This is a genomic window from Bradyrhizobium sp. USDA 4341, from assembly GCF_054063755.1.
This window is the reverse complement of the sequence record NZ_JBSSGO010000002.1, coordinates 3879248-3902171: the sequence shown is the minus strand read 5'-3', so window position 1 is coordinate 3902171 and position 22924 is coordinate 3879248. Positions and strand designations below refer to the sequence as shown.

The following is a 22924-nucleotide window of genomic DNA, read 5'->3' as shown; positions in this document are numbered from 1 at the left end:
CGAAAATAAACGTGTCCGGCCATTTTGGAGGAGAATGGCCGGACATTTGCATAGACGCCGCCCGTGATGTCGGCGTAATGCGTGATCGGCGCGATAGCGCGGGGGACCCGTGAACTACAATTGGAACTGGCACATCTTTCTCGAGCCGAACCCGATGGGGACCGGCACCTATCTCGACATGTTGCTGGCGGGACTGGTGGTCACCATCAAGGTGTCGGTGCTCGCCTGGATCATCGCGCTGGTCTCCGGCACGGTGATCGGCGTGCTGCGCACGCTGCCGTCGCGGACGGCGTCGTGGATCGGCTTCTGCTGGGTCGAGTTCTTCCGCAACATGCCGCTCCTGGTGCAGCTCTTCCTGTGGTTCTTCGTGCTGCCCGAGCTGCTGCCGAAATCCGCCGGGCTGTGGATGAAGCAGTTGCCGAACGCGCCGTTCTGGACCGCCGCGGTCGGCGTCGGCCTCTTCATGTCGGCGCGCGTCGCCGTGCAATTGCAGGCCGGCATCGGCTCGCTGCCGCGTGGCCAGAAGCAGGCTTCGACCGCGCTCGGCCTCACCACGGTGCAGACCTATCGCTACGTGCTGCTGCCGATGGCGTTCCGCATCATCCTGCCGCCGCTGACCTCCGAATTCCTCAACACCATCAAGAACAGCGCCGTCGCGATCACCATCGGACTGATCGAATTGACCGGCCAGGCCCGCTCGATGCAGGAGTTCTCGTTCCAGGTGTTCGAGGCGTTCACCGCGGCGACCGTGCTCTATCTTCTCCTCAATTTCGTCGTGGTGACCGCGATGCGCTTGCTCGAGCGCTATGTCGCGATCCCCGGCTACATCACGGGCAAATGACGATGCTCGGCAATCTCGATTTCGACGTCATCCGCCGCTCGCTGCCCTATCTGTTCTTCGAGGGTATGCGCTTCACGCTGACCTTGACGGCGCTCGCCGCGTTCGGCGGCCTCGTGTTCGGCACACTGATCGCCCTGATGCGGTTGTCGAGCTACAAGGTGCTCGGGCGCATCGCGGGCTTCTATGTCGACTTCATCCGCTCGCTGCCGCTGGTGCTGGTGATCTTCTGGTTCTACTTCCTGGTGCCTTACATCGGGCAGTGGCTGACCGGCGCGTCGCGGCCGATCTCGGTCGGCGCCTTCGCCTCCTCGCTGATCACCTTCGTCGCATTCGAGGCGGCCTATTTCTCCGAGATCATGCGCGCCGGCATCCAGTCGATCTCGCGCGGCCAGCCGGCCGCGGCCAGCGCGCTCGGCCTGACCTACGCGCAGTCGATGCGCTACGTCGTGCTGCCGCAGGCGTTCCGCAACATGCTGCCGGTGCTGCTGACGCAGACCATCGTGCTGTTCCAGGACACCTCGCTGGTCTACGTGCTGTCGATCCCGGATTTCCTCGGCGCCGCCAGCAAGGTCGCACAGCGCGACGGCCGCCTGGTCGAAATGTACCTGTTCGCCGCGCTGGTCTACTTCGTCATTTCCTGTGTCGCGTCCTTTGGCGTGCGCCGCCTGCAGGCGCGAATCGCCATTGTTCGCTGAACAACAAGCTGAGCCATCATGATCGAGATCAATCACGTCAACAAATGGTACGGGCCGAACTTTCAGGCGCTGAAGGATTGCACCACCAGCGTCGCCAAGGGCGAAGTGGTCGTGGTCTGCGGCCCGTCGGGTTCGGGCAAGTCGACCCTGATCAAATGCGTCAACGCGCTGGAGCCGATCCAGGGCGGCGACATCATCCTCGACGGCATCAAGGTCAACGATCCCAAGACCGATCTGCCGAAGCTGCGCTCGCGCGTCGGCATGGTGTTCCAGCACTTCGAATTGTTTCCGCATCTACGGATCATCGACAATCTCTGCCTCGCGCAGGAGAAGGTGCTCGGACGCAAGCATGACGACGCCGTGGTCACGGCCATGAAGCTGCTCGATCGCGTCGGGCTGACGGATCACGCCAAGAAATTCCCGGCCGAATTGTCGGGCGGCCAGCAGCAGCGCGTCGCGATCGCCCGCGCGCTCGCGATGAACCCGATCGCGATGCTGTTCGACGAGCCGACCTCGGCGCTCGACCCTGAAATGATCAGCGAGGTGCTCGACGTCATGGTCGACCTCGCCCGCGAGGGCATGACGATGATGGTGGTCACCCACGAGATGGGCTTTGCCAACAAGGTCGCCGACCGCGTCATCTTCATGGACCGCGGCGAGATCGTCGAGGACGCCAAGAAGGCCGATTTCTTCGGCACGCCGCGCAGCGACCGCGCGCAGAAGTTCCTGTCGAAGATCTTGCAACACTGAGGCTGGGGCTTCTCTCGGCCTGTCATTCCCCGGTGCGCAATTGCGCACCTGAGGGCGCGCGCAGCGCGAGCCCGGAATCCATACTCACGATCGTGGTTATGGATTCCGGGCTCACGCCTACGGCGTGCCCCGGAATGACGCCTGGTGAGGCTTTATCCGCGTTAACAATTTGCGTATAGGAAGGAGCAAATCGCGCCCCGTCCGCAGGAGAACTCGCGTGGAAAAGATCGCTTACGTCAACGGCTCGTTCGTGCCGCATTCGGAGGCCAAGGTCTCGGTGTTCGACCGCGGATTCCTGTTCGCCGACGGCATCTACGAGGTGGCGGCGGTGCTCGAGGGCAAGTTGATCGACAACGCCTCGCATCTGGCGCGGCTGAAGCGTTCGGTCGGCGAGATCCAGCTGGCGCTTCCCGAGACGCTGGAGCGGATCGAGGAGATCCAGAAGGAGCTGGTCAAGCGCAACGACCTTGTCAACGGCATGGTCTATCTCGAGGTCACCCGCGGCGCCGACAAGGGGCGCGACTTCGCCTTCCCGAAGGCCGACGTCAAGCCGACGCTTGTGATGTTCACCTCGGAAAAGGACATCATCAACGCGCCGTCGGCCAAGACCGGCATCAATGTGATCACGGTGCCCGACATCCGCTGGGAGCGGCGCGACATCAAGAGCGTGGCGCTGCTGGCACAGGTGCTGGCCAAGCAGGCCGCGGCCGCGGCCGGCGCCGGCGAAGCCTGGATGATCGAGGACGGCAAGGTCACCGAGGGCGGCTCGTCCTCGTCCTTCATCGTCACCCAGGACGACGTCATCGTGACCCGGCAAAACGGCAACGAGATCCTGCCCGGCTGCACCCGCAAGGCCGTGGTCAAGCTTGCCGAGGAGCGTCAGCTTCGCATCGAGGAGCGTGCCTTCACGGTCGAGGAAGCGCTCGCCGCCAAGGAAGCCTTCATCACCAGCGCCTCGGTGTTCGTGCAGGGCGTGGTCGCGATCGACGGCAAGACCGTCGGCACCGGCAAGGTCGGCCCGATCACCGACCGCCTGCGCGAGATCTACGTCGAGTTTGCCCGCGCGACGGCGGTTTGATCCATCCCATTCGTGCTGTCATCGCCCGGCTTGACCGGGCGATCCAGTAATCCACAGACGGCGGTGCTTGAGCCGAGAGGCCGCGGCGTACTGGATGCCCCGCATGAAGCGGGGCATGACGGTGGAATAAATGGCGGACAATATCGCCCTCACGCCGCGACCTTCACCTTCACCGGGTGCACCGCGCGGAAGCCGATGGCGATCCGGTTCCAGGCGTTGATGGCGCCGATCAGCGTGGTCAGGTTGACCAGCTCGCTGTCCGTGAACTGCGCGCGCACCGCCTCGTAGTCGGCGTCGGGCGCATGGGTCTCTGAAACCAGCGTCAGTGCTTCGGTCCAGGCCAATGCCGCGCGCTCGCGCTCGCTGTAGAGCGGCGACTCGCGCCAGGCGTTGAGCAAATAGAGCCGCTGCTCAGTCTCGCCATGCTTGCGGGCGTCCTCGGTGTGCATGTTGATGCAGTAGGCGCAGCCGTTGATCTGCGAGGCGCGGGTCTTGACCAGTTCGATCAGCGATTGCTCGAGGCCGCTCGCGGTGATCTGGCTTTCGACCGCCACCAGCGCTTTGATCGTCTCGGGGGCGGCCTGGTAGAAGTTCATGCGGGGTTTCATGGTCGTTCTCCTTGGTTATGGGTTGAGCAGAAAGGCTAGTGTGCACCGCCGCCGCCAGCGAGCTGGCCCGGCTTCTTCAGGAAGAGCGCCGCCACCAGCGCTACGATCAGCGCCACACCGAGCAGATAGAACGTGTCGCTGAAGGCGAGGATGTAGGCCTGCTTCTGCACGACCTTGCCCACCGCCGCGATCGCGCGGTGGGTGGCGTCGGCGTTGTCGGCAACGCCGTGGTTCAGGAAATACTGGGTCAATCCCTCAATCCGCGTACGGGTCGCCTGTTCCAGCATGGAGACCGACTGCATCAGCACGTTGGAGTGATATTGCTCGCGCTTGGTCAGCAGTGTCTGCAGCGCGGCAATGCCGATGGCGCCGCCGAGGTTGCGCATCATGTTGAACAACGCTGACGCCGATCCGGCATTCTCCGCCTCAATTCCGGCCGTCGCAACTGCCGACAGCGGCGCGAATGCCAGCGCCTGACCGACGGCGCGGACGACGTTCGGCCAAAGCAGCTGATCGGCTGCATAGTCGTTGGTCATGTAGATGTTCATGAAGTTGGAGCCGGCGAACAGCGCAAATCCGATGCCGATGACGATGCGGGGGTCGAAGCGCTGCATCAGCCGCGGCACCAGCGGGATCAGCACCAGCTGCGGCAGGCCGGTCCAGGCCAGCACCATGCCGATCTGCTCGGCGTTGTAGCCCTGGATGCGCGACAGATATTGCGGCAGGATGAACACCGAGCCGTACAGCGCGATGCCGAGCAGGAAGTTGGCCAGCATACCGAAGCCGAAATTGCGGCGGGCGAGCAAACGCAGATTGAGCAGCGGCTTCTCGACGGTGAACTCGACGATGAGGAAGGCGACCAGCGCCACGGCTGCGATCACCGACAGGCGGACGATGAAGGGCGAGCCGAACCAGTCGTCCTTGTTGCCTTCTTCGAGCACGGTCTGCAGCGCGGCGAGGCCGATCGCCATGGTGATGATGCCGAGCCAGTCGCCCTGGCGGATCAGCGACAGCTTCATCGGGCTCGGATCGAGCGAGACGTACAGCATCGCGATCATCACGGCGCCCGGCACCAGATTGACATAGAAGATGTACTGCCAGCCCCAGTTCTCGGTCAGATAGCCGCCGATGGTCGGGCCGATTGCCGGCGCGAACGTCGCCGACAGCGCGAACAGCGCCAGCCCGATCGGCTGCTTCGCCTTCGGCAGCAGCGTGATGATCAGCGTGAATGCCATCGGGATCAGCACGCCGCCGGTGAAGCCCTGCACGGCGCGCAGCGCGATCATCTGCGGCAGGTCCTGCGCCAGCGCGCAGGCGCCAGAGAACACCAGGAACAGGAACGCATTGGTGAGCAGATAGATGCGCACCGAGAACACCTGGGCGAGCCAGCCGGACAGCGGGATCACCACGATCTCGGCGATCAAATAGGAGGTCGAAATCCAGCCGCCGTCATCGATGCCCGCGCCGATTCCGCCCTGGATGTCGGCAAGCGAGGCGTTGACGATCTGGATGTTGAGCACCGCCATGAACGCGCCGAGCGTGGCGCCGATCACCGCGATCCAAGTCCTGGTCGGGATCGCGGGCGCGGCGGGGGCTGCGGGCGACGGGAGGGCGGCGGCGTTGGCTGTGGGCTGGAGCGCGGTCATCGGGAAGGTCCTTGCTTGCCCACGCAAGATGTATTAGGCGGCCGGTTTCGATAATCCGGGAAAGACTGGAAGGATTGTCCGGCGGAAATTGATAATCGACATGGCTGCCACTGCGGCCCCGTGGTGTCGACGAGTGAGGTGGGCACATCTCTCAGGCTCCCTCTCCCCTTGCGGGAGAGGGTGGGGAGAGGGGTGGCCCCGGGCGCTGAACGTCAATTGCCCGAACTGCTTCAATCCTGCCGACGCGTCACTTGCAGCAGGTGCGCAATCGCGATCCGTCTGATCTCAGCGCCAGCGGCACCCCTCTCCCCAACCCTCCCCCGCAAGGGGGGAGGGAGCCCTTCCACCGGCGTGCGCGGAACGAAGAAGGTCACAACAAAACGCGATCGACCCTTACGGCCGACCGCGTCAAATCAGTCGAAGAACGTTTGAACGCTAGCCGCCGCTCGCCCGCGTCGCCGACGCCAGGCGGCGCCTCTCCTCGCGCTCGGCCAGCACGGTTGCCTTGGTGTTGACGGTCGGGATCGCCGACATGCCCGGCCGCAAGAGACCGGTGAGGCTGTGATCGTCGAGCACGATCTTCACCGGCACGCGCTGCACGATCTTGGTGAAGTTGCCGGTTGCGTTGTCGGGCGGCAGCAGCGCGAATTCGAGGCCGCTGGCCGGCGACAGGCTGTCGACATGGCCCTTCAGCGTGGTGCCGTGAAAGCTGTCGACGGTGAGCTCGACCGGCTGGCCGTTGCGCACATGGGTCAGCTGTGTCTCCTTGAAATTGGCGACCACATAGACCGCATCGAGCGGCACGACCGCCATCAGCTGCGTGCCGGCCTGCACGTATTGGCCGACGCGGAGCGTGCGGGCGCCGACCGTGCCGTCGACCGGCGCGGTGATCCGTGCGTAGGACAGGTTCAGCTCGGCCTGCTGCTCGACCGCGCGGGCGCGGTCGACTTGCGCCACGGCCTGCGCGCGTTGGGTGGTGAGCACCTCGATCTTCCGCTCGGCGGCGAGCAGGCCCGATTTTGAGTGCTGCAATTGCGCGGTGCTGGCGCGCAGCGCAGCGTCGGTCTGCTGGGCGCGCTGGATGGTGCCGGAGCCGGTCTTCATCAGCCCATCGGAGCGAACCTGCTCCTCCTGCGCGAATTTCAGATTGGCTTCGGCGGCGGCGACATCGGCGGTTTGCTGGTCGATGATCGGGCGCTGCAAGGCGATCTGAGCATCGAGATTGCGCACCGAGGCATCGGACGCGTCGACATCGGCCTTGGCCTGACCGAGCGCCGTGCGATAGTCGCGGTCGTCGATCTCGGCCAGCAGCTGGCCGGCCTTCACCGGCTGGTTGTCGGTCACCAGCACGCGGGCGATGTAGCCCGACACTTTCGGGGCGATGATCGTGGAGTCCGCCTTCACATAGGCGTCGTCGGTGGATTCGAGATAGCGGCCGGTGGTGAGGTAGTCGTAGCCAAAGTCGCTGGCCACGGCGATTCCGAGCAGGGCGACGAGCCCGATGGCCATCCGCTTGACCGTCCGCCGGGATGGCCGAAGGCCGATTTTTACCGATTCTTCAGGGACATAGGTCGTGGTCGACATGACATCCTCCAGGCCGAACATTCGCGTCCTTCCAGAAAGGGCGCCGGATACGGCCCCTTAGATGCAATGTCCTGTCCGCTGTGATAATCCCGATAAAACTGGAAGCATTATCAAGCCAGCGCTGATAATCCGGACCTTGTTACATGGATCGCCTGACCAGTTTGACCGCCTTCGTCCGGGTCGTGGATTCCGGCGGCTTTTCCGCCGCCGGCCGCAAGCTCAACATGTCCACGACCATGGTGAGCAATCACGTCCAGTCGCTGGAAGACCGGCTCGGTGCCCGGCTGCTCAACCGCACCACGCGCAAGGTCAGCCTCACCGAGGTCGGCCAGGCCTATTACGAGCGTTGCATCCAGATCCTCGCCGACATCGAGCAGGCCGATGAGGTCGCGGGCGCGCAGCAGTCGGTGCCGCGCGGCACGCTGCGCATCTTCACCAACACCCATCTGGTCCAGTTCCTGTCGTCGACGGTTACCGAGTTCCTGGCGACCTATCCCGAGGTCAAGATTGATCTGATGATCGGCGAACGCTCGGCCGACCTGCTCGACGAAAATTTCGATCTCGCCGTGCAGATGATCCAGCCGCGCGATTCCGCGCTGATCGTGCGCCGCATCGCCACCTGGCGGCACGTGCTGTGCTGCTCGCACGACTACGTCGAGGCGCACGGCAAGCCGGAGCGGCTCGACGACCTCACGACCCTCAACTGCGTTCGCCATATCAACTACCCGTTCGGGGACGAGTGGCACTTCGTCGACCGCAAAGGCGCGCCGGCCGCGGTGAAGGTGGCCGGCAATCTCGTCTCCAACAGCGGCGAGACGCTGAAGCTCGCGGCGCTCGCCGGCGTCGGCGTGTTCCTCGCGGCGGGCTTCCTGGTCCGGGACGAACTCGAATCGGGGAAGCTGGTTCGGCTGCTGCCCGAATACCGGCCGGTCGAACTGACGATGAACGCGATCTACCCGCACCGCCATCACCTCTCGGCGAAAGTGCGCGTCTTCATCGACCTCCTGGTGCATCACGCCACCGAGCAGCAGAAGCTGATCAATCCGTATTCGTGAAGGACGTGGAGAGGACCGCACACGCACAGGTCTATGCCCGTCACCCTGAGGAGCGCGCACTTGCACGCGTCTCGAAGGGTCGACGGCCCGGCTGTGGCCGTGCATCCTTCGAGACGCGCTACGCGCTCATCAGAATGACGGGTCTAATAGTGCGTCATGACCACCCGGCATCCCTTGCATGGCGCGGGCGTGTATGAAGGTCCACGTCACCTGCCGCCGGGGCCTGCCATGTCGCTTCGTGTCCTCACCTCCATCGTGTTCGCGATCGCAGCAAATGTGCTGCTGCAGGCGCCGGCGCACGCCGCCTATCCCGACCATATCGTGAAAATTGTGGTGCCGTTCGCGCCGGGCGGCGGCACCGATGTCGTCGCGCGCACGCTGGCGCAGGAGATGCAGAAGGATCTCGGCGTCACCGTCATCATCGAGAACAAGCCGGGGGCGGGCACCATCATCGGCACGCAGAGCGTCGCCGCCAGCCCGGCCGACGGCTACACGCTGCTGATGGCGACCTTCGCCAACGCCGTCAACCCGAGCCTCTACGCCAGGCTGCCCTACGACGCCCACAAGGATTTTGTCCCGGTGGCGCTGGTGGCGCGGTCGTTCAATGTCGTCGTGGTCAATCCTGCTTCGCCGATCAAGTCGATCGCCGATCTGATCGCGGCTGCGAAGGCCGATCCGGAAAAACTGTCCTACGGGACCTATGGCACCGGCACCTCGGCGCACCTGGCCGGCGAATTGTTCAAGCACATGGCTTCCGTCAATCTCACCACCGTACCCTACAAGGGCGCGGCGCCCGCCATCACCGACCTCTTGGGCGGCCAGATCCAGGTGATGTTCACGACGGTCGCAAGCTGCGCGTCGCTGGTCGAGGGCGGGCAGCTGCGCGCGATCGGGGTGACCTCGGCCGAGCGCTCGGCGTCATTCCCGCAATTGCCGACGGTGTCCGAAGCCGGTGTGCCGGGCTACGCCGCGGAATCCTGGTACGGCCTTTACGCACCTGCGAACACGCCGCCCGAGATCATCGACCGCCTCAACAAATCGGCGGCCAAGGCCGTGCAGGCGGAAGCCTTCAGGAAGCTCAGCGTCAATGAGGGCCTCGTGATGGTGGCATCGCCCCCGGCCGAGCTCGACCGCTACTTCACGGCTGAGGAGGCGCGCTGGCGCAAGGTGATCCAAGACGCGGGCATCCAGGCGGAGTAGGCTGCCCGCTCGGCGCAGCGATCACATCTTTTTGCATCGCCATGCCGTAACCGTGATTCTAGACGCAACAAATGGTTCCTGGGGTCGTCGATGACGGGACGCCGGCAACACCGCCGGTTTTGATCGGACCCCGGGCTGGGGAGTGAGCCATGTGGATTCTGTTGCTGCTGCCGTTTATCGGCTTGCTGTGGGTGCCGTTCTATAATTTCGCCGAGCCTTCGCTGTTCGGTTTTCCCTTCTTCTACTGGTACCAGCTCGCGTGGGTGCCGATCTCCTCGCTGCTGATCTGGCTGGTCTATCGCAGCCGGCGGCCTGATGCTGATGAGCAGCGGTGAGGGGGCAGCCATGACTGATCATATCGCCTGGGTGGCGCTCTCCGTCTTCATCTTCTTCTTCGCCCTCGTCACCGTGATGGGCTTCTTCGCCGCGCGCTGGAAATCCGGCCCGGTGAGCGAGCATCTCGACGAGTGGGGTCTCGGCGGCCGTCAGTTCGGCACCTGGATCACCTGGTTCCTGGTCGGCGGCGACTTCTACACCGCCTACACGGTGATCGCGGTGCCGGCGCTGGTCTATGCGGTCGGCGCTTACGGCTTCTTCGCGCTGCCCTACACCATCATCGTCTATCCCTTCGTATTCGCCGTCATGCCGGTGCTGTGGAAGACGGCGCACGCCAATGGCTACGTCACCGCTGCGGATGTCGTCCATGGCGCCTATGGCTCGCGCAGCCTCGAGCTCGCGGTGGCATTGACCGGCCTGGTCGCGACCATGCCCTACATCGCGTTGCAGCTGATCGGCATGGAGGTCGTGATCAAGGCGATGGGCCTGACCGGCGAGCTGCCGATCATCGCAGCCTTCGTGATCCTTGCGCTCTATACCTATAGCTCCGGCCTGCGCGCGCCGGCACTGATCGCCTTCGTCAAGGACATCATGATCTACATCGTGGTGCTGACGGCCGTGGTCGTGGTGCCCTCGAAGCTCGGCGGCTATGCCGCGGTGTTCTCGGCGGCCAACGATGCCTTCACGGCGAAGGGCGGCGCCACCGGACTGACGCTGAAGCCCGCCCAGTATCTGCCCTATGCGACGCTGGCGCTCGGCTCGGCACTCGCCGCCTTCATGTATCCGCACACGCTGACCGGCATCTTCGCCTCGAAGTCGGCGGATACCATCCGCAAGAATGCGATCCTGCTGCCGGCCTATACGCTGCTGCTCGGCCTGATCGCGCTGCTCGGCTACATGGCCTATGCCGCCGGCATCAAGGTGACGTCGCCGAACGACGTGGTGCCGCTGCTGTTCAAGACGCTGTTCCCGGAATGGTTCGCGGGCTTCGCATTCTCCGCGATCGCGATCGGCGCGCTGGTGCCGGCGGCGGTGATGAGCATCGGCGCCGCCAATCTGTTCACCCGCAATGTCTGGAAGTCCTATGTCAATCCGGACATCTCGCATGCCGGTGAGGCGTCGGTGGCGAAGATCACCTCGCTGGTGGTGAAGGTCGGCGCGCTTGCCTTCATCCTGTTCCTGCCGACGCAATATGCGCTCGACCTGCAACTGCTCGGCGGTCTCTGGATCGTGCAGACGCTGCCGGCGCTGGTGTTCGGCCTGTTCACGGTCTGGTTCCGCGCCGAAGCGCTGTTGCTCGGCTGGGCGGTCGGCATCGGCTGGGGCACGTACACGGCGTGGAGCAACGGCTTGAAGCCGCTCGCCAGCATCTCGCTTGGCGATGCCAGCTACACCTTCTATGTCGGTCTCGGCGCGCTCTTGCTCAACATCGTGGTGGCCGTGATTGCGACCGTCGTGGTCGGCTTGATCTCACCCGCCAAGCGCGGCGCGGCGGCCTGAGCCGTCGTTGGCATCTGACGGGGCGGAGGTGAGAAGCGCGGTCAGCCGCGCTACCTCCGCTCTGGTCTTTTCGATCGCTTCATCCTTGACCGGCCCGTAACCGCGGATCTCCATCGGCGCTTTTGCAAGTGCGACGAGATCGGGCAGCGGCGCGGCATCGAGCTTGCCGAGCATGGTCTCGATCAGCGCCTCGTACCAGGTGATCAGCTCGCGCTCGGCGCGGCGCTCCGCGGTGTAGCCGAATACGTCGAACGGCGTGCCGCGCAGTCCCTTGAGCCGCGCCAGCAAGCGGAGTGGCGTCTGGATCCACTGGCCGAACGCGCGCTTGCTTGGCCGGCCGCGTGCATCCAGCCGTGCCGGCAGCAGCGGCGGCGCGAGATGGTACTGCACCGTGAAGTCACCATCGAATTCGCGCTTGAGTGTCTCGAGGAAGCCGGTCTGCATGTGCAACCGCGCCACCTCATATTCGTCCTTGTAGGCCATCAGCTTGAACAGTGAGCGGGCGACGGCGTCGGTCAATGTCTCGCTTCCGAGCGCGGCCTCGGCGCGACGGACGCGGTCGACCGTTGTGCGATAGCGCGCCGCATAGGCCGCGTCCTGATAGTCACGAAGGAAGTCTGCGCGTCGCGCGATCATCTGTTCCAGCGTCTCCGGGGCGTTGGCGTCGGCGTTCTCCGCTTTCGGCAAAAACTCCGGATCGGCGAACGCAATCCGCCCCCAGGCCAGCGCCTGCTTGTTGCGCTCGACCGCAACGCCGTTCAATTCGATCGCGCGGGTCAGTGCGTCCAGCGACACCGGCACCAGGCCCTGCTGCCAGGCGAAGCCGAGCATCATGATGTTGGCGAAGACGCTGTCGCCGAGCAGCCGCTCGGCCAGCGCATTGGCGTCGATCGCGGTGAGGTTGCCTGATCCGATCACCCGCTCGATGGCGCGCAAGCGAACCGGCGAGGCGAGGTCGGCGTCGCGGAAGCGAACCACGTCGCCGGTCGGCATCTCCGCAATGTTCACCGCGCCGCGCATCCCCTTGCGGTAGGTGCCGGACGCCTTCGCCGACGAGCTCACCACGAGGTCGCAGCCGATCAGCGCGTCCGCCGCGCCCTGGTCGATCCGCACCTGATGCAGCGCCTCGGGCGCCGCCGCCAGCCGCAGATAGCTCAGAACGGGGCCGAATTTCTGCGCGAAGCCGGTGAAGTCGAGCACCGAGACGCCGCGGCCCTCGAGATGCGCAGCCATCGCGATCAGCGCGCCGACCGTGATGACGCCGGTGCCGCCGACGCCGGTGACCAGCAGATCGTAGGGCTTCTCCAGTGCCGCAAGCTCCGGCGCCGGAAGTGCTGCGGCGCGCGCCAGCGGATCGATCGCGCTTGCGGTCTTCGCCCGCCGCTTGCCGCCTTCAATGGTGACGAAGCTCGGGCAGAAGCCGTTGAGGCAGGAAAAATCCTTGTTGCAGGTCGATAGGTTGATCTTGCGCTTGCGGCCGAACGGCGTCTCCTTCGGCTCGACGCTGAGGCAGTTGGATTCCACCGAGCAGTCGCCGCAGCCCTCGCAGACGAGGTCGTTGATGTAGGCGAACCGCGCGGGATCCTTGATCGTGCCGCGCTTGCGCTGCCGCCGTTTCTCGGTGGCGCAGGTCTGCTGATAGATCAGCACGGTGACGCCGGGAATTTCGCGCAGCTCGCGCTGTACGGCGTCCATCTCCTCGCGCGGGTGGATAGTGACGCCGGCGGGCAAATCCGCCGGCGAGAACTGCGCGGGACCATCCGACACCAGCGCAATTCGTGCGACGCCCTCGGCGCGGACAGAGTGCGCGATCGCCTGCACGCTGATCGGGCCGTCGACCGGCTGGCCGCCGGTCATCGCCACTGCATCATTGAACAGGATCTTGTAGGTGATGTTGGCGTTGGCGGCGATCGCCTGCCTGATCGCCATCGAGCCCGAGTGATAGTAGGTGCCTTCGCCGAGATTCTGGAACACATGGCTGTTGCCGGTGAATCTTGACGAGGCCGCCCAGTTGACGCCTTCGCCGCCCATCTGGATCAGCGACGAGGTCTCGCGGTCCATCCAGCTCGCCATGAAGTGGCAGCCGATGCCGGCCAGCGCCTTGGAGCCTTCCGGCACCTTGGTGGACGTGTTGTGCGGGCAGCCCGAGCAGAAATACGGCGTGCGTGTCGCGCCCGGCACCACGATCATGCGGTCCTGTTCCGGCCTGAGCGCGGCGACGCGGCGGGCAAGCTGCAATTCCGGAAACATCGGATCGAGCCGCCGCGCCAGCACGTCGGCCAGCATCAGCGGCGACAATTCGCCGGTCCAGGAGATCAGCCGTGCCCCTCGCTCGTCGTGCTTGCCGACCATCCGCTCCGGCTTGGAGCCGGGATAGTCGTAAAAATACTCCTTGAACTGGCTCTCGATGATGCCGCGCTTCTCCTCGACCACCAGGATCTCGCGCTTGCCCTTCACGAACTCCATCGCATCATGCAGCGCGAGCGGCCACACCATGCCGACCTTGTAGATGTCGATGCCGAAGCGGCGGCAACTGGCCTCGTCCAGCCCTATCAGCCGCAGCGCCTCCATCAGATCGAGGTGCGCCTTGCCCGTGGTGACGATGCCGTAGGTCGCGTCCTTGATGTCGTAGATGCGGCGGTCGATCGGATTGGCTTTCGCAAAAGCATAGACCGCGTGCTTCTTCGCCTCCAGCCGCTCCTCGATCTGCGGGCCCGGCAGATCCGGCCAGCGATAATGCAGGCCGCCGGGCGGCGGCACGAAATCCGGCCGCACGAAGGCGCGCGGCGGCGCAAGCTCGACAGAGGCGCCGGATTCGACGATCTCCGAGACCGCCTTGAAGCCGACCCACATGCCGGAAAAACGACTGAGCGCATAGCCATATTCGCCGAACGCGAGATATTCGCCGACATCGGCCGGATGCAGCGTCGGCATGAACCAGCTCATGAACGCGACGTCGGACTGGTGCGGCATCGAGGACGACACGCAGCCATGATCGTCGCCGGCAACGACCAGCACGCCGCCATGCGGTGAGGAGCCATAGGCATTGCCGTGCTTCAGCGCATCGCCGGAGCGATCCACGCCGGGCCCCTTGCCGTACCACAGCCCGAACACGCCATCGACCTTTCGATCCCTCTGCGTCTCGACCTGCTGCGAGCCGAGCACGGCGGTCGCCGCGAGGTCCTCATTGACCGCGGGCAGGAATTCGATGTGGCTCTCCTTCAGCCGCTCGCCGATCTTCCACAGTTCGAGATCGACGCCGCCGAGCGGCGAGCCGCGATAGCCGGAGATGAAGCCCGCGGTGTTGAGCCCGGCGGCGCGGTCGCGCCTGATCTGGTCGAGCGCGATGCGCACGATCGCCTGCGTGCCGGTGAGGAAGACGCGGCCACGTTCGCGGCTGTAGCGCTCGGACAGCTGGTAGGCGTCGAGTTGCGGCATCTGGCCCATGACTGACCCCTCCGAGAATCGCAATATGTAATGGGCAAGGCTATGCCTGAGTGTTTGGTAGGTCCTACCTATCTGTTCTCCATTGACCTAAATTTCGGTATGTTTTTGCGGTTAGCTTCGTATATTGGTATGATCTACCAAAGTGAGCTCTGCGATGATCGAAGAGCAAGACGAAAAAATCCTCGCCGAGCTGCAGAAGGATGGCCGTGCCACCAACCAGCAGCTGGCGGAAACCGTCGGGATGTCGACGTCGGCATGCTGGCGGCGGGTCCGCGCGCTGGAGGAGTCCGGCGTCATCTCGGGCTATTCGGCGCTGGTCGCGCGCGAGCGCGCCGGCTTTGCGACCTCGGCGATTCTGCATGTCTCGCTGGAGCGGCACGACACGAAATTCGTCGACGAGTTCGTCGCGCGGGTGATGCAGCGCCGCGAGGTGCTGGAGTGCTTCGCGACAACAGGCGATGCCGACTATCATCTGCGCGTCGTCGTGCGCGATATGGACGCCTACAACAGATTCCTCGACGAGTTCATGTTCCGCATCCCCGGCATCCGCCACGTCCGCACCAACGTGATCTTGAAGGAGATCAAGACCAGCGTGGCGTTGCCGTTTTGAGGACTCACCCGTCATTCGGCATGCGCGCAGCAACCTCCTCCGTCATTCCGGGGCTCGCGAAGCGAGAACCCGGAATCCATCTATCCGCAAAGTCAGCGGCCCAATGGATTCCGGGCTCGCGCCAAGTGGCACGCCCCGGAATGACGAGCAGATGGTGGCCGCGCCGCAGTTATCGTCTCACTTCGTAGGATGGGTGGAGCGGAGCGATACCCATCATCGTGCCGCGGATATCAGTTGATGGGTTTCGCTGCGCTCTACCCATCCTACGCCTCTACGCTTCTGCCAATTTGGTCCGCGCCAGGAGCATGAACACCATGACATGGCTGACCAGCAGCAGCGGCACGTAGAGCGCCGGGATATAGATGCCGGCGCCGAACAGGCCGGGATCCGCGTTCTTCGTCGCGCCCATGAAGTAGGCGTTGAGAAGATCCAGCGTGCCCCAGATGTTGAAGAACCAGACGATCGGAATGGCCACCGGCCAGCGCCACGACAGTGCCGCCATCGAGAGCAGCGCGAGAGCTGCCGCGGTCAGATCGCCCCAGCCGACCGCGCTGGCAAACACCGGGTTCACCTCCGGCGACACGAAGCCGGTGACCATGAAGTTCATCCCGAGAAACCGGAAGGCATGAAAAGCCGCAAGCAGCCGGAGCGCCTCATGGCGCGGCCAGGTGCGGAGCGCCGGCCAGACATAGGTCGCGGCCACCACGGCACTCGTCAGAAATGCTCCGGCGACGCTGAGCAAGAATGGAATGTTGAGACTTACTGGCACGGTCGGCTCCCGTCTGACTGTCGATCCGGTGAGGCCGGACCCGGCGATCGGGTCCGGCCTCGGCAAGGCGCTCAGGGCTTGACGCTTAGGGCTTGGCGACCAGCAGGCGCAGCGGCAGCAGCGGGCCGACCGCGATGTAGTCGTGGTCCATGATGTCCAGCTTGGACAACGGCAGCCCTTCCATGATCGCGTGCGCTTCGGATGTGTCCTTGGCATCGAGCAGGAGGATCACCCCGCGGCCGTCGGACCGCGAATACCACTCGCGAACCTTGCCGCTGAGATAGAGCTGCACGGTCTGCCGGATTTCATCCGGCATCACGGCCATCACCTGTTCGCGGGTGACGCCCGCCTTGACGGTCAGGATGACCATCACGCCGGTGGTGATGGTGGACGTGGCTTGGGCCTGTGTTTGGGCTTGGGCAAGAGAGGGAGCGGTCATGGAGGTTAAACCTGTCGAAGTGAGGGTGAGGGCAAGGAGGGTGTGACGGATTGTTTTCATCGGTCGCAGGTCTCCGTTCACGATTGACGTCGTGATGTCGCGTGGAGCAGCGCGCGTCGCGGTGCTGCTGCTTGTCGCTCCGATGTAGGACGACTTCCCGCGAGCGACTATTCGCGATAATGTTGACGGGCCATGAAGCAGAACTTCACAGTCAGGCAGGGCGCGCTCGACGGCGTGGAGGCGTTCCTCAGCGTCGCCCAGCACCGCAGCTTTCGTCGCGCGGCCACCGAGCTCGCGGTGACGCCGTCGGCGATCAGCCAGGCGGTGCGCGCGCTCGAGGCGCGCCTCGGCGCCGTGCTGTTCATCCGCACCACCCGCAGCGTCGGTCTGACCGAGGCCGGCGAGCGATTCCTGACGCGTGCCAGGCCCGCATTCGAGGAGCTGGTCGCCGCAAGCGGCGCGGCGCGCGAGCTCGGGCAGAAGCCGGCCGGGCTGTTGCGTCTTACCGTGCCGCGCTCGGTGGTGCCGATCCTGCTGGAGCCGCTGATCGCGTCATTTTGCAAGGCGTATCCCGAGATCGAGGTCGAGCTCGCCGCCAGCGAGGAGCTGGTCGATCTCGCGGCCGGCGGTTTCGATGCCGGCATCCGGATGGGCCAGTTCATCAACCCGGACATGATCGCGGTGCGTCTGACCAAGCCGTTCCCTTTCGCTATCGTCGGCAGCCCGGACTATCTCGCGCGCCGCGGCCGGCCCAAACGTCCGGACGATCTGCGCGAACACGCGTGCCTCAGGTTGCGGCGATCGAACGGCGGGCTCGCGCCGTGGTCGCTCAACGACAACGGCCGTTCGATCGAGCTTGCCGTCTCGGGATCGTTCATCGGCCATGATTTCCCGACGCTGGTCGGCGCGGCCATTGAAGGCGTGGGACTGGCGCAAGTGCCCGCGCCGCTGGTCGCCGGCGCCGTGAAGGAGAAAAAGCTCGTCCGCGTGCTGGAGCCATTCGCGACGACAACGCCCGGCGTATTTCTCTACTATCCCGGCCACCGCCAGATCATGCCGAAGCTGCGCGCCTTCATCGATCACGTGAAGAGCAGGTCGGCGGCGGCGCGTTGAGCTCGGTGCGAATTTGCGGCCTTCGATCAGGCGGCATGCTCGCGGGATTGGGCACCGCTCTCCCAGCGCGGGGCGCGCGCAGCGCGAGCCCGGAATCCATTTCACCACTTGTCTTGCGGTCCAATGGATTTCGGGCTCAGCCCTTCGGGCTGCCCGCAGGTGCGCAATTGCGCACCGGGGAATGACGGCGAGGGCTACACCCGCTTCTGCGGCTGCCAATCCGGCACCGTCTTCACCATGTGCCAGACCAGCAGGTCGAGAGCGCGGCTCATGCCGTCCCGCGACCTGGTATTGGTGAACGCGGACCAGCAGAAGTCTCCGTTGGTCCGGACCGAGATCGTCGTCGTTCCGTCCAGCAGGCCGCTGTGCCACCAGTTGTTGTTGGCGGTGATGAACAGGCCCTTGGCATAGCGGGGGTTGGCGGTGCTGGGCGTGCTCATGATGCGGAGGCTGTCGTCGGTGAGCAGCTGTTCGGTGTCCTTGAAGCCGTCGATATGGACGAACAGCGTCGTCAAATCGCTCGGCGTCGCAATCCAGCCGCCGTGCGAATCCATCCGGGCGACGTTCATCCGGTACGGATCGCCGCCGGTCTGGCTGTAATATTTGACCTCATTGCTGGCCCGCTCGCGCAGCGTATTGCCGGCAATCTGCATGTCGGCGATGCCGCATCGCTTCAGGACCGCGTCCTTGATGTATTGCTCGTAGCTCCGGCCGCTGAGCTTCTCGATCACGCGCCCGAGGATGCAATAGCCGAAGTTCGAATAGGCATAGGACTCACCCGGCGGACCGGTGAGCGGCATGTGCTCCAGCGTCCAGTTGATCAGCTCGCGATGCGTCAGGCCCTGGTTCATGAACATCGGATCGCGATACTGGTTTCCCCAGGTCCCGGTGGTGTGGGTCAGCAGATGCTCGATCGTGATCTGCTCGACAGGCGAGCGGGATGAGTCTGACGGCATCAGGCTTTGCAGGGTTGGCGTCGTCGGGTAGTCCTGACCGAGAATGGAGTTGGCGCCGAACACGTAATCGCCGAGCCGCAATTTGCCCGCTTCGACGAGGGTGAAGATCCCGGTCGAGGTCACCGGCTTCGATATGCTCGCGATGCGGAAGCGGTGCTGCGGCGTCAATGCTTCGCCGCTCTCCCGATCCGCAACGCCGAACGCCTCGACATAAGCCGGCTTTCCCTTGATCGAAACCGCGATGGAAAGACCGGGGACGTCGTACTCCTTCATGAAGTCGGCCGCGAGGCCCGCCATCTGCTTGCGTTGCTCAGATGTCGGAAGCTCCGCAGGCGGGTCGGCAAGCGCCGGCCACGGCCTGCAGGCGATCCCTGCGGCAGATAGCAGCGAGCCCTGGAGCAATGTTCGGCGTGAAAGCGGCATGGTCGCCTTGCCTGGTGGGTGCGAGCGGCGCGCACGTTATTGCGGTTCTGTTGTTTCTGTCACGTTACGAAGGGGTTGTGTGATGACGTCACGATGGCCCGACGGGAATGCGGATGCGTGACTCACAAGCCGCGCAACACACTCGCTGTCGTCCCGGGCAAGCGCAGCGCGACCCGGGACCCATAACCACAGGGTATAGTTGTCGTGCGACGCCGTGGCCCCAGCGAATTCCATCACACAAGGCGGTGGTTATGGGTCCCGGCTTTCGCCGGGACGACGGACGACACCGAGGGTGAGGCGCGCGGGTTGGCCGAGACCACCCGCCTCACACCTTCTCCCTCACGAGCCTGTTCCGCAATGTCCCGATGCCGGTGATGTCGATCTCCACCACGTCACCGTCCTTCAGGTCCGGCGAGGCGCCGTCGGTGCCCATCCAGATCACGTCGCCGGGCGACAGCGTGAAGTATTTCGAAAGCTCGACCAGGAAGGGCACGATGCCGAAGATCATCTCATTGGTGCGGAAGCGGCCGGTTTCCTTGCCGTTGACACGGATCGCGGTCTCCATGCGGTCGAGATCGACATCGGTCTCGATCCACGGGCCCATCGGCTTGAAGGTGTCGGCGTTCTTGGCGCGCCACAGGCCGCGGTCGGCTTTCTGCCAGCTGCGCTCGGAGACGTCGTTGCCGATCGTGTATCCGAACACGCAGTCCAGCGCATTGGCTTCGGTCAGGTGCTTGGCGGTCTTGCCGATCACCACGACCAGTTCGCCCTCGTAATGGATCTTCTCGGTCGCGCTTGCCGGGATCACGACATTCTCATCATGGGCGATCAGCGCGTTCTGCGCGCGGTAGCCGATCTCGGGTCGATCAGGCACGTTCGGCACGGTGCCGGCTTTGTCGGCGGCCTCCTTGAGATGCTTCAGATAGTTCAGCCCGACGCAGTAGAAGGTGCGCGGGATCAGCGGCAGCTCGATCTTGACGTCCTTCAAGGCGTGGGTCTTCGCCGTCTTGCTCCATTCGCCGAACGGATCACCGTTCACGGTGATGACGGTGTCGCCCTCGACGAGGCCCCAAGACGTAGGACCCGCGGCAGTGAATTTCAGCCAGCGCATGATGTGCCCCTCTATTCCGCGGCCTGCGCGCGGGTCTTCCAGGCGCCCGCGGCGGGGCGCTTCAGTCCGAGATTCTCGCGCAGTGTGGTTCCGGTGTAGTCCTTGTGGAACAGACCGCGCTTCTGCAACTCGGGCACCACGTGATCGACGAAGTCCGCGTAGGAGCCCGGCACATAGCTCGCCGCGATGACGAAGCCGTCGCAGCCGCGGCCTTCGAACATTTCCTCCAGCTGGTCGGCGATCTCCTTCGGGCCGCCGACCATCGCGTCCTGCACCTGGCCGCGGCCGGAGAAGGTGATGAAGTCGCGGGTCGAGGGATTGGTCTTGCCGGAGGTGCGCAGCACGCCGTCGCGGATGCCGAGCATGCCTTGCATGCCCTGCAGCTCCTCTGTGGTCAGCGGCTCGTCGATCGGTTTGGCGCCGAAATCGAAGTTGAGGCCTTCGGCGAGCAGCGACAGCGCGTCGATCTCGAGCGGCAGCTTCTGGATCACGGCCATCCGGTCCTCGGCCTCGGCCTTGGTCGCACCGGTGACCGGCGTGATCAGGTTGCAGAGGAACATCTGGTCGGGATCGCGCCCGGCCTTGGCGGCTTCCCCTCGGATCGCGTCATAGCCCTGCTTGGCGTTGGCAAGGTTGCGCGCCGCGGTGAAGATCACCTCGCCCCAACGTCCCGCAAAGCGCTGGCCACGGCCGGAGGCGCCGGCCTGGATCACGACGGGATGGCCCTGCTCCGAACGCGGCACCGTGAACGGGCCGCGCGAGGTGAAGAACGCGCCCTTGTGATCGAGCCGTTTCACCTTGGCCGGATCGGCGAACCGGCCGCTCTTCTTGTCGATCACCAGCGAGCCGTCTTCCCAGGCGTCCCAGTGGCCGAGCACCACTTCCATGAACTCGTCGGCGCGGTCGTAGCGGAGATCGTGCTCGAGATGCTGCGCGCGGCCCATGTTGAGCGCTTCGCCGTCATTGACCGACGTCACCACGTTCCACGCGGCGCGGCCACCCGTCATCAGGTCGAGCGTGGCGAAGCGGCGGGCGACGTCGAACGGCTCGAAATAGGTGGTGGACGCGGTCGAGGCGAGGCCGAGCCTGGTCGTGACCATGCCCATCGTGGTCAGCACCACGATCGGGTCCATCTTCACGCAGCGGATGCCGTATTCGACGGTGTGGGCGTGATCGTTGCCGTAGCGGTCGGGCATTGCGAGGCGATCGTCGAAGAACGCCATGTGGAACTTGCCGCGCTCCAGGATGCGCGCGATCTCCTGATAGTAGTCCGCCGACATCGAATCGTCGCGCGACTCCGGGTGACGCCAGGAGCTCGGCAGATTGGTGCAGTTCTGCGCCTGCAAAAAGCCAACCAGCGCCATTTGCCGTGTCATGCCGTTCTCCTGTACCTGAATGCGTCAGCGAAGATCGAGGTCGTCGGTGAGCTTGTAGTCGGCGGCGAGCGCCTTGAGCTTGTCCCAGGTCGCATCCTCGATCTCGATGCCGTTCTTGCGCCGTTCGACTTCGCGCAGATGTTCGATCTCGCCCGGATAGAACACGCCGCGGCTCCCTTCCGAGGGCGGCGTCGATTTCAGGTAGCGGGCGAAGTCGGTGACTTCGCGTCTGAAGTCCTGCAAGGGACGGAACGCGGCGACGTTGAACACCGCCATGAAGCAGCCGTCGTTGTGACGGCCGGTCGGCTCGACGCCGAAGCCGAGACCGGTCAGCAGGCCGCACAGCACTTCGACCATCGCGGCAAGGCCCGAGCCCTTGTAGCCTTCGCTGCCGCCGAGCGGCAGCAGCGCGCCGCCCTTGCGGTAGTCCGCAGGGTCAGTGGTGTCGCGCCCTTCGGCATCGATGATCCAACCCTTCGGGATGCTTTCGCCGCGCGCCACCGCGAGCTGGATCTTGCCAGCCGCGACCGCCGAGGTCGCCATATCCAGATAGAACGGCGCCTCGAGATCGGACGGCACTGCGATCGAGAGCGGGTTGGTGCCGAGCCGGGCCTCGCGGCCGCCGAACGGCGCGACATGTTTCGGCGAGCGGCCGGAATCGGCGGCCGCAATCCCGATCATGCCCTCGCGCATCGCCATCAGCGGGTAATGCGCCAGCCGGCCGACATGGCTCTGCCGGAACACGGTGCAGGCCGCGACATTGGCGGTCTTCGCCTTGTTGATGGTCATCTCCATCGCCTTGGCGTTGACGTGGAAGCCGAACCCCCAATGACCGTCGATCACGGTCGTGGTCGGCGTCTCCTGCACGACGGTCCATTTCGCGCCGGGGACGATATGGCCGGCCTTGATGCGGTCGATATAGGTCGGGATCGCGATCACGCCGTGGGAGTCATGGCCGGCGAGGTTGGCGTTGACGCAACCGGAGGCGACCGCGTTGGCCTCCTCCTCCGATGCGCCGGCGCCCCGGAGCAGCGCCGCGCCGATGCGCGTGAGACGGTCGGCCTGGACGATCGGCATGGGGTTTTCCTCGCGGTCCGCCCGCGTGATGCGCGGGTCTTGCTTGCTGTTGTCGGCGTCATGCTCTCAAAGCGCAGCCCGCCGAGCAAGGGGCGGAAAATCCGGTCCGCCATACCGCCAGCAGGGTGCTCCCGGCCGGGATTTCACTGAATGGAACGTGCGCGGTCGCGCTGCGGAATTTGGCTGCGCCCGCGGTGCAAGCCAGGCGGCTATCCGGGTGCCCCGGCCCTCCGCCTCAGCCTGGCACACTGGCGTCCGTAATATCCCGGAAAACGGCCTCCGGCATTCGTCAGCCGTTTACTTTGTCTCA

20 protein-coding genes are annotated in these 22924 nt (G+C 64.8%); 10 read left to right on the top strand and 10 right to left on the bottom strand.

All coding sequences use genetic code 11. The features are described 5' to 3' along the window. Positions 1-109 precede the first annotated feature (109 nt). From ACVIGB_RS24470 to ACVIGB_RS24455, 4 genes are all read left to right on the top strand, one after another. Positions 110-841: an amino acid ABC transporter permease gene (locus ACVIGB_RS24470; RefSeq protein ID WP_092123970.1), complete on the top strand. Its 732-nt coding sequence runs from the start codon at positions 110-112 to the stop codon at positions 839-841. A gap of 2 nt (positions 842-843) precedes the next feature. After that, entirely contained in the window at positions 844-1536 is a 693-nt protein-coding gene (locus ACVIGB_RS24465; RefSeq protein WP_092126720.1) for an amino acid ABC transporter permease, read from the top strand. An 18-nt stretch (positions 1537-1554) separates the two neighbouring features. Then, positions 1555-2286 carry an amino acid ABC transporter ATP-binding protein gene (locus tag ACVIGB_RS24460; protein ID WP_456720717.1) on the top strand — a complete coding sequence of 244 codons (732 nt, stop codon included), beginning with the start codon at positions 1555-1557 and terminating at the stop codon, positions 2284-2286. A 217-nt stretch (positions 2287-2503) separates the two neighbouring features. Then, positions 2504-3364 carry a D-amino-acid transaminase gene (locus tag ACVIGB_RS24455; protein WP_456720718.1) on the top strand — a complete coding sequence of 287 codons (861 nt, stop codon included), beginning with the start codon at positions 2504-2506 and terminating at the stop codon, positions 3362-3364. 149 nt (positions 3365-3513) lie between these two features. Here the strand turns inward: ACVIGB_RS24455 and ACVIGB_RS24450 are convergent, their stop codons facing one another. From ACVIGB_RS24450 to ACVIGB_RS24440, 3 genes are all read right to left on the bottom strand, one after another. Beyond that, complete coding sequence (locus tag ACVIGB_RS24450) at positions 3514-3972, bottom strand: carboxymuconolactone decarboxylase family protein (protein ID WP_092123976.1); 459 nt, start codon at positions 3970-3972, stop codon at positions 3514-3516. A 35-nt stretch (positions 3973-4007) separates the two neighbouring features. Then, positions 4008-5618 (bottom strand): MDR family MFS transporter, encoded by a 1611-nt coding sequence (locus tag ACVIGB_RS24445; protein ID WP_456720719.1) that lies wholly within the window; start codon positions 5616-5618, stop codon positions 4008-4010. Between the two features lie 435 nt (positions 5619-6053). Continuing rightward, positions 6054-7202 (bottom strand): HlyD family secretion protein, encoded by a 1149-nt coding sequence (locus tag ACVIGB_RS24440; protein WP_456720720.1) that lies wholly within the window; start codon positions 7200-7202, stop codon positions 6054-6056. A gap of 143 nt (positions 7203-7345) precedes the next feature. Here ACVIGB_RS24440 and ACVIGB_RS24435 point away from each other — a divergent pair, with 143 nt between their 5' ends. From ACVIGB_RS24435 to mctP, 4 genes are all read left to right on the top strand, one after another. Beyond that, on the top strand, positions 7346-8257 hold the full coding sequence (locus tag ACVIGB_RS24435) for a LysR family transcriptional regulator (protein ID WP_212313681.1): 912 nt from the start codon (positions 7346-7348) through the stop codon (positions 8255-8257). Positions 8258-8485: 228 nt separating this feature from the next. Further along, positions 8486-9457 carry a Bug family tripartite tricarboxylate transporter substrate binding protein gene (locus ACVIGB_RS24430; protein WP_456720721.1) on the top strand — a complete coding sequence of 324 codons (972 nt, stop codon included), beginning with the start codon at positions 8486-8488 and terminating at the stop codon, positions 9455-9457. Between the two features lie 149 nt (positions 9458-9606). After that, positions 9607-9792: a DUF3311 domain-containing protein gene (locus tag ACVIGB_RS24425; protein ID WP_050628491.1), complete on the top strand. Its 186-nt coding sequence runs from the start codon at positions 9607-9609 to the stop codon at positions 9790-9792. 10 nt (positions 9793-9802) lie between these two features. Further along, a complete protein-coding gene (gene mctP / locus ACVIGB_RS24420) occupies positions 9803-11293 on the top strand; it encodes a monocarboxylate uptake permease MctP (RefSeq protein WP_456720722.1) in 1491 nt (496 codons plus the stop codon). Here mctP and ACVIGB_RS24415 read toward each other — a convergent pair. Continuing rightward, positions 11264-14740 (bottom strand): indolepyruvate ferredoxin oxidoreductase family protein, encoded by a 3477-nt coding sequence (locus tag ACVIGB_RS24415; RefSeq protein WP_456720723.1) that lies wholly within the window; start codon positions 14738-14740, stop codon positions 11264-11266. The genes mctP and ACVIGB_RS24415 overlap by 30 nt on opposite strands. A gap of 154 nt (positions 14741-14894) precedes the next feature. Here ACVIGB_RS24415 and ACVIGB_RS24410 point away from each other — a divergent pair, with 154 nt between their 5' ends. Further along, the gene (locus tag ACVIGB_RS24410) at positions 14895-15350 is read left to right on the top strand and encodes an Lrp/AsnC family transcriptional regulator (RefSeq protein WP_456720724.1); all 456 of its coding nucleotides are present in this window, start codon (positions 14895-14897) and stop codon (positions 15348-15350) included. 271 nt (positions 15351-15621) lie between these two features. On the opposite strand, the gene ACVIGB_RS24405 is transcribed toward ACVIGB_RS24410, so the two are convergent. Next, on the bottom strand, positions 15622-16119 hold the full coding sequence (locus ACVIGB_RS24405) for a hypothetical protein (RefSeq protein WP_456720725.1): 498 nt from the start codon (positions 16117-16119) through the stop codon (positions 15622-15624). An 85-nt stretch (positions 16120-16204) separates the two neighbouring features. Beyond that, on the bottom strand, positions 16205-16618 hold the full coding sequence (locus ACVIGB_RS24400; RefSeq protein ID WP_244549793.1) for a muconolactone Delta-isomerase family protein: 414 nt from the start codon (positions 16616-16618) through the stop codon (positions 16205-16207). 132 nt (positions 16619-16750) lie between these two features. Here ACVIGB_RS24400 and ACVIGB_RS24395 point away from each other — a divergent pair, with 132 nt between their 5' ends. Next, positions 16751-17671 carry a LysR family transcriptional regulator gene (locus tag ACVIGB_RS24395; protein WP_092123992.1) on the top strand — a complete coding sequence of 307 codons (921 nt, stop codon included), beginning with the start codon at positions 16751-16753 and terminating at the stop codon, positions 17669-17671. 194 nt (positions 17672-17865) lie between these two features. On the opposite strand, the gene ACVIGB_RS24390 is transcribed toward ACVIGB_RS24395, so the two are convergent. The 4 genes from ACVIGB_RS24390 to ACVIGB_RS24375 form a co-directional block, all read right to left on the bottom strand. Then, positions 17866-19050 carry a serine hydrolase domain-containing protein gene (locus tag ACVIGB_RS24390; RefSeq protein ID WP_456720726.1) on the bottom strand — a complete coding sequence of 395 codons (1185 nt, stop codon included), beginning with the start codon at positions 19048-19050 and terminating at the stop codon, positions 17866-17868. Positions 19051-19375: 325 nt separating this feature from the next. After that, entirely contained in the window at positions 19376-20161 is a 786-nt protein-coding gene (locus ACVIGB_RS24385) for a fumarylacetoacetate hydrolase family protein (protein WP_456720727.1), read from the bottom strand. 11 nt (positions 20162-20172) lie between these two features. Then, positions 20173-21537 (bottom strand): LLM class flavin-dependent oxidoreductase, encoded by a 1365-nt coding sequence (locus ACVIGB_RS24380; RefSeq protein ID WP_456720728.1) that lies wholly within the window; start codon positions 21535-21537, stop codon positions 20173-20175. Positions 21538-21561: 24 nt separating this feature from the next. Next, the gene (locus ACVIGB_RS24375; RefSeq protein WP_456720729.1) at positions 21562-22614 is read right to left on the bottom strand and encodes an Ldh family oxidoreductase; all 1053 of its coding nucleotides are present in this window, start codon (positions 22612-22614) and stop codon (positions 21562-21564) included. Positions 22615-22924: the final 310 nt, after the last annotated feature.

Bases quoted from the DNA above. Each gene is read 5' to 3' on its own strand.
- ACVIGB_RS24465 (WP_092126720.1), top strand. From the start codon at position 844: ATGCTCGGCAATCTCGATTTCGACGTCATCCGCCGCTCGCTGCCCTAT.
- ACVIGB_RS24460 (WP_456720717.1), top strand. From the start codon at position 1,555: ATGATCGAGATCAATCACGTCAACAAATGGTACGGGCCGAACTTTCAG.
- ACVIGB_RS24450 (WP_092123976.1), bottom strand. From the start codon at position 3,972: ATGAAACCCCGCATGAACTTCTACCAGGCCGCCCCCGAGACGATCAAA.
- ACVIGB_RS24445 (WP_456720719.1), bottom strand. From the start codon at position 5,618: ATGACCGCGCTCCAGCCCACAGCCAACGCCGCCGCCCTCCCGTCGCCC.
- ACVIGB_RS24440 (WP_456720720.1), bottom strand. From the start codon at position 7,202: ATGTCGACCACGACCTATGTCCCTGAAGAATCGGTAAAAATCGGCCTT.
- ACVIGB_RS24435 (WP_212313681.1), top strand. From the start codon at position 7,346: ATGGATCGCCTGACCAGTTTGACCGCCTTCGTCCGGGTCGTGGATTCC.
- ACVIGB_RS24430 (WP_456720721.1), top strand. From the start codon at position 8,486: ATGTCGCTTCGTGTCCTCACCTCCATCGTGTTCGCGATCGCAGCAAAT.
- ACVIGB_RS24425 (WP_050628491.1), top strand. From the start codon at position 9,607: ATGTGGATTCTGTTGCTGCTGCCGTTTATCGGCTTGCTGTGGGTGCCG.
- mctP (WP_456720722.1), top strand. From the start codon at position 9,803: ATGACTGATCATATCGCCTGGGTGGCGCTCTCCGTCTTCATCTTCTTC.
- ACVIGB_RS24415 (WP_456720723.1), bottom strand. From the start codon at position 14,740: ATGGGCCAGATGCCGCAACTCGACGCCTACCAGCTGTCCGAGCGCTAC.
- ACVIGB_RS24410 (WP_456720724.1), top strand. From the start codon at position 14,895: ATGATCGAAGAGCAAGACGAAAAAATCCTCGCCGAGCTGCAGAAGGAT.
- ACVIGB_RS24400 (WP_244549793.1), bottom strand. From the start codon at position 16,618: ATGAAAACAATCCGTCACACCCTCCTTGCCCTCACCCTCACTTCGACA.
- ACVIGB_RS24395 (WP_092123992.1), top strand. From the start codon at position 16,751: ATGAAGCAGAACTTCACAGTCAGGCAGGGCGCGCTCGACGGCGTGGAG.
- ACVIGB_RS24390 (WP_456720726.1), bottom strand. From the start codon at position 19,050: ATGCCGCTTTCACGCCGAACATTGCTCCAGGGCTCGCTGCTATCTGCC.
- ACVIGB_RS24385 (WP_456720727.1), bottom strand. From the start codon at position 20,161: ATGCGCTGGCTGAAATTCACTGCCGCGGGTCCTACGTCTTGGGGCCTC.
- ACVIGB_RS24380 (WP_456720728.1), bottom strand. From the start codon at position 21,537: ATGACACGGCAAATGGCGCTGGTTGGCTTTTTGCAGGCGCAGAACTGC.
- ACVIGB_RS24375 (WP_456720729.1), bottom strand. From the start codon at position 22,614: ATGCCGATCGTCCAGGCCGACCGTCTCACGCGCATCGGCGCGGCGCTG.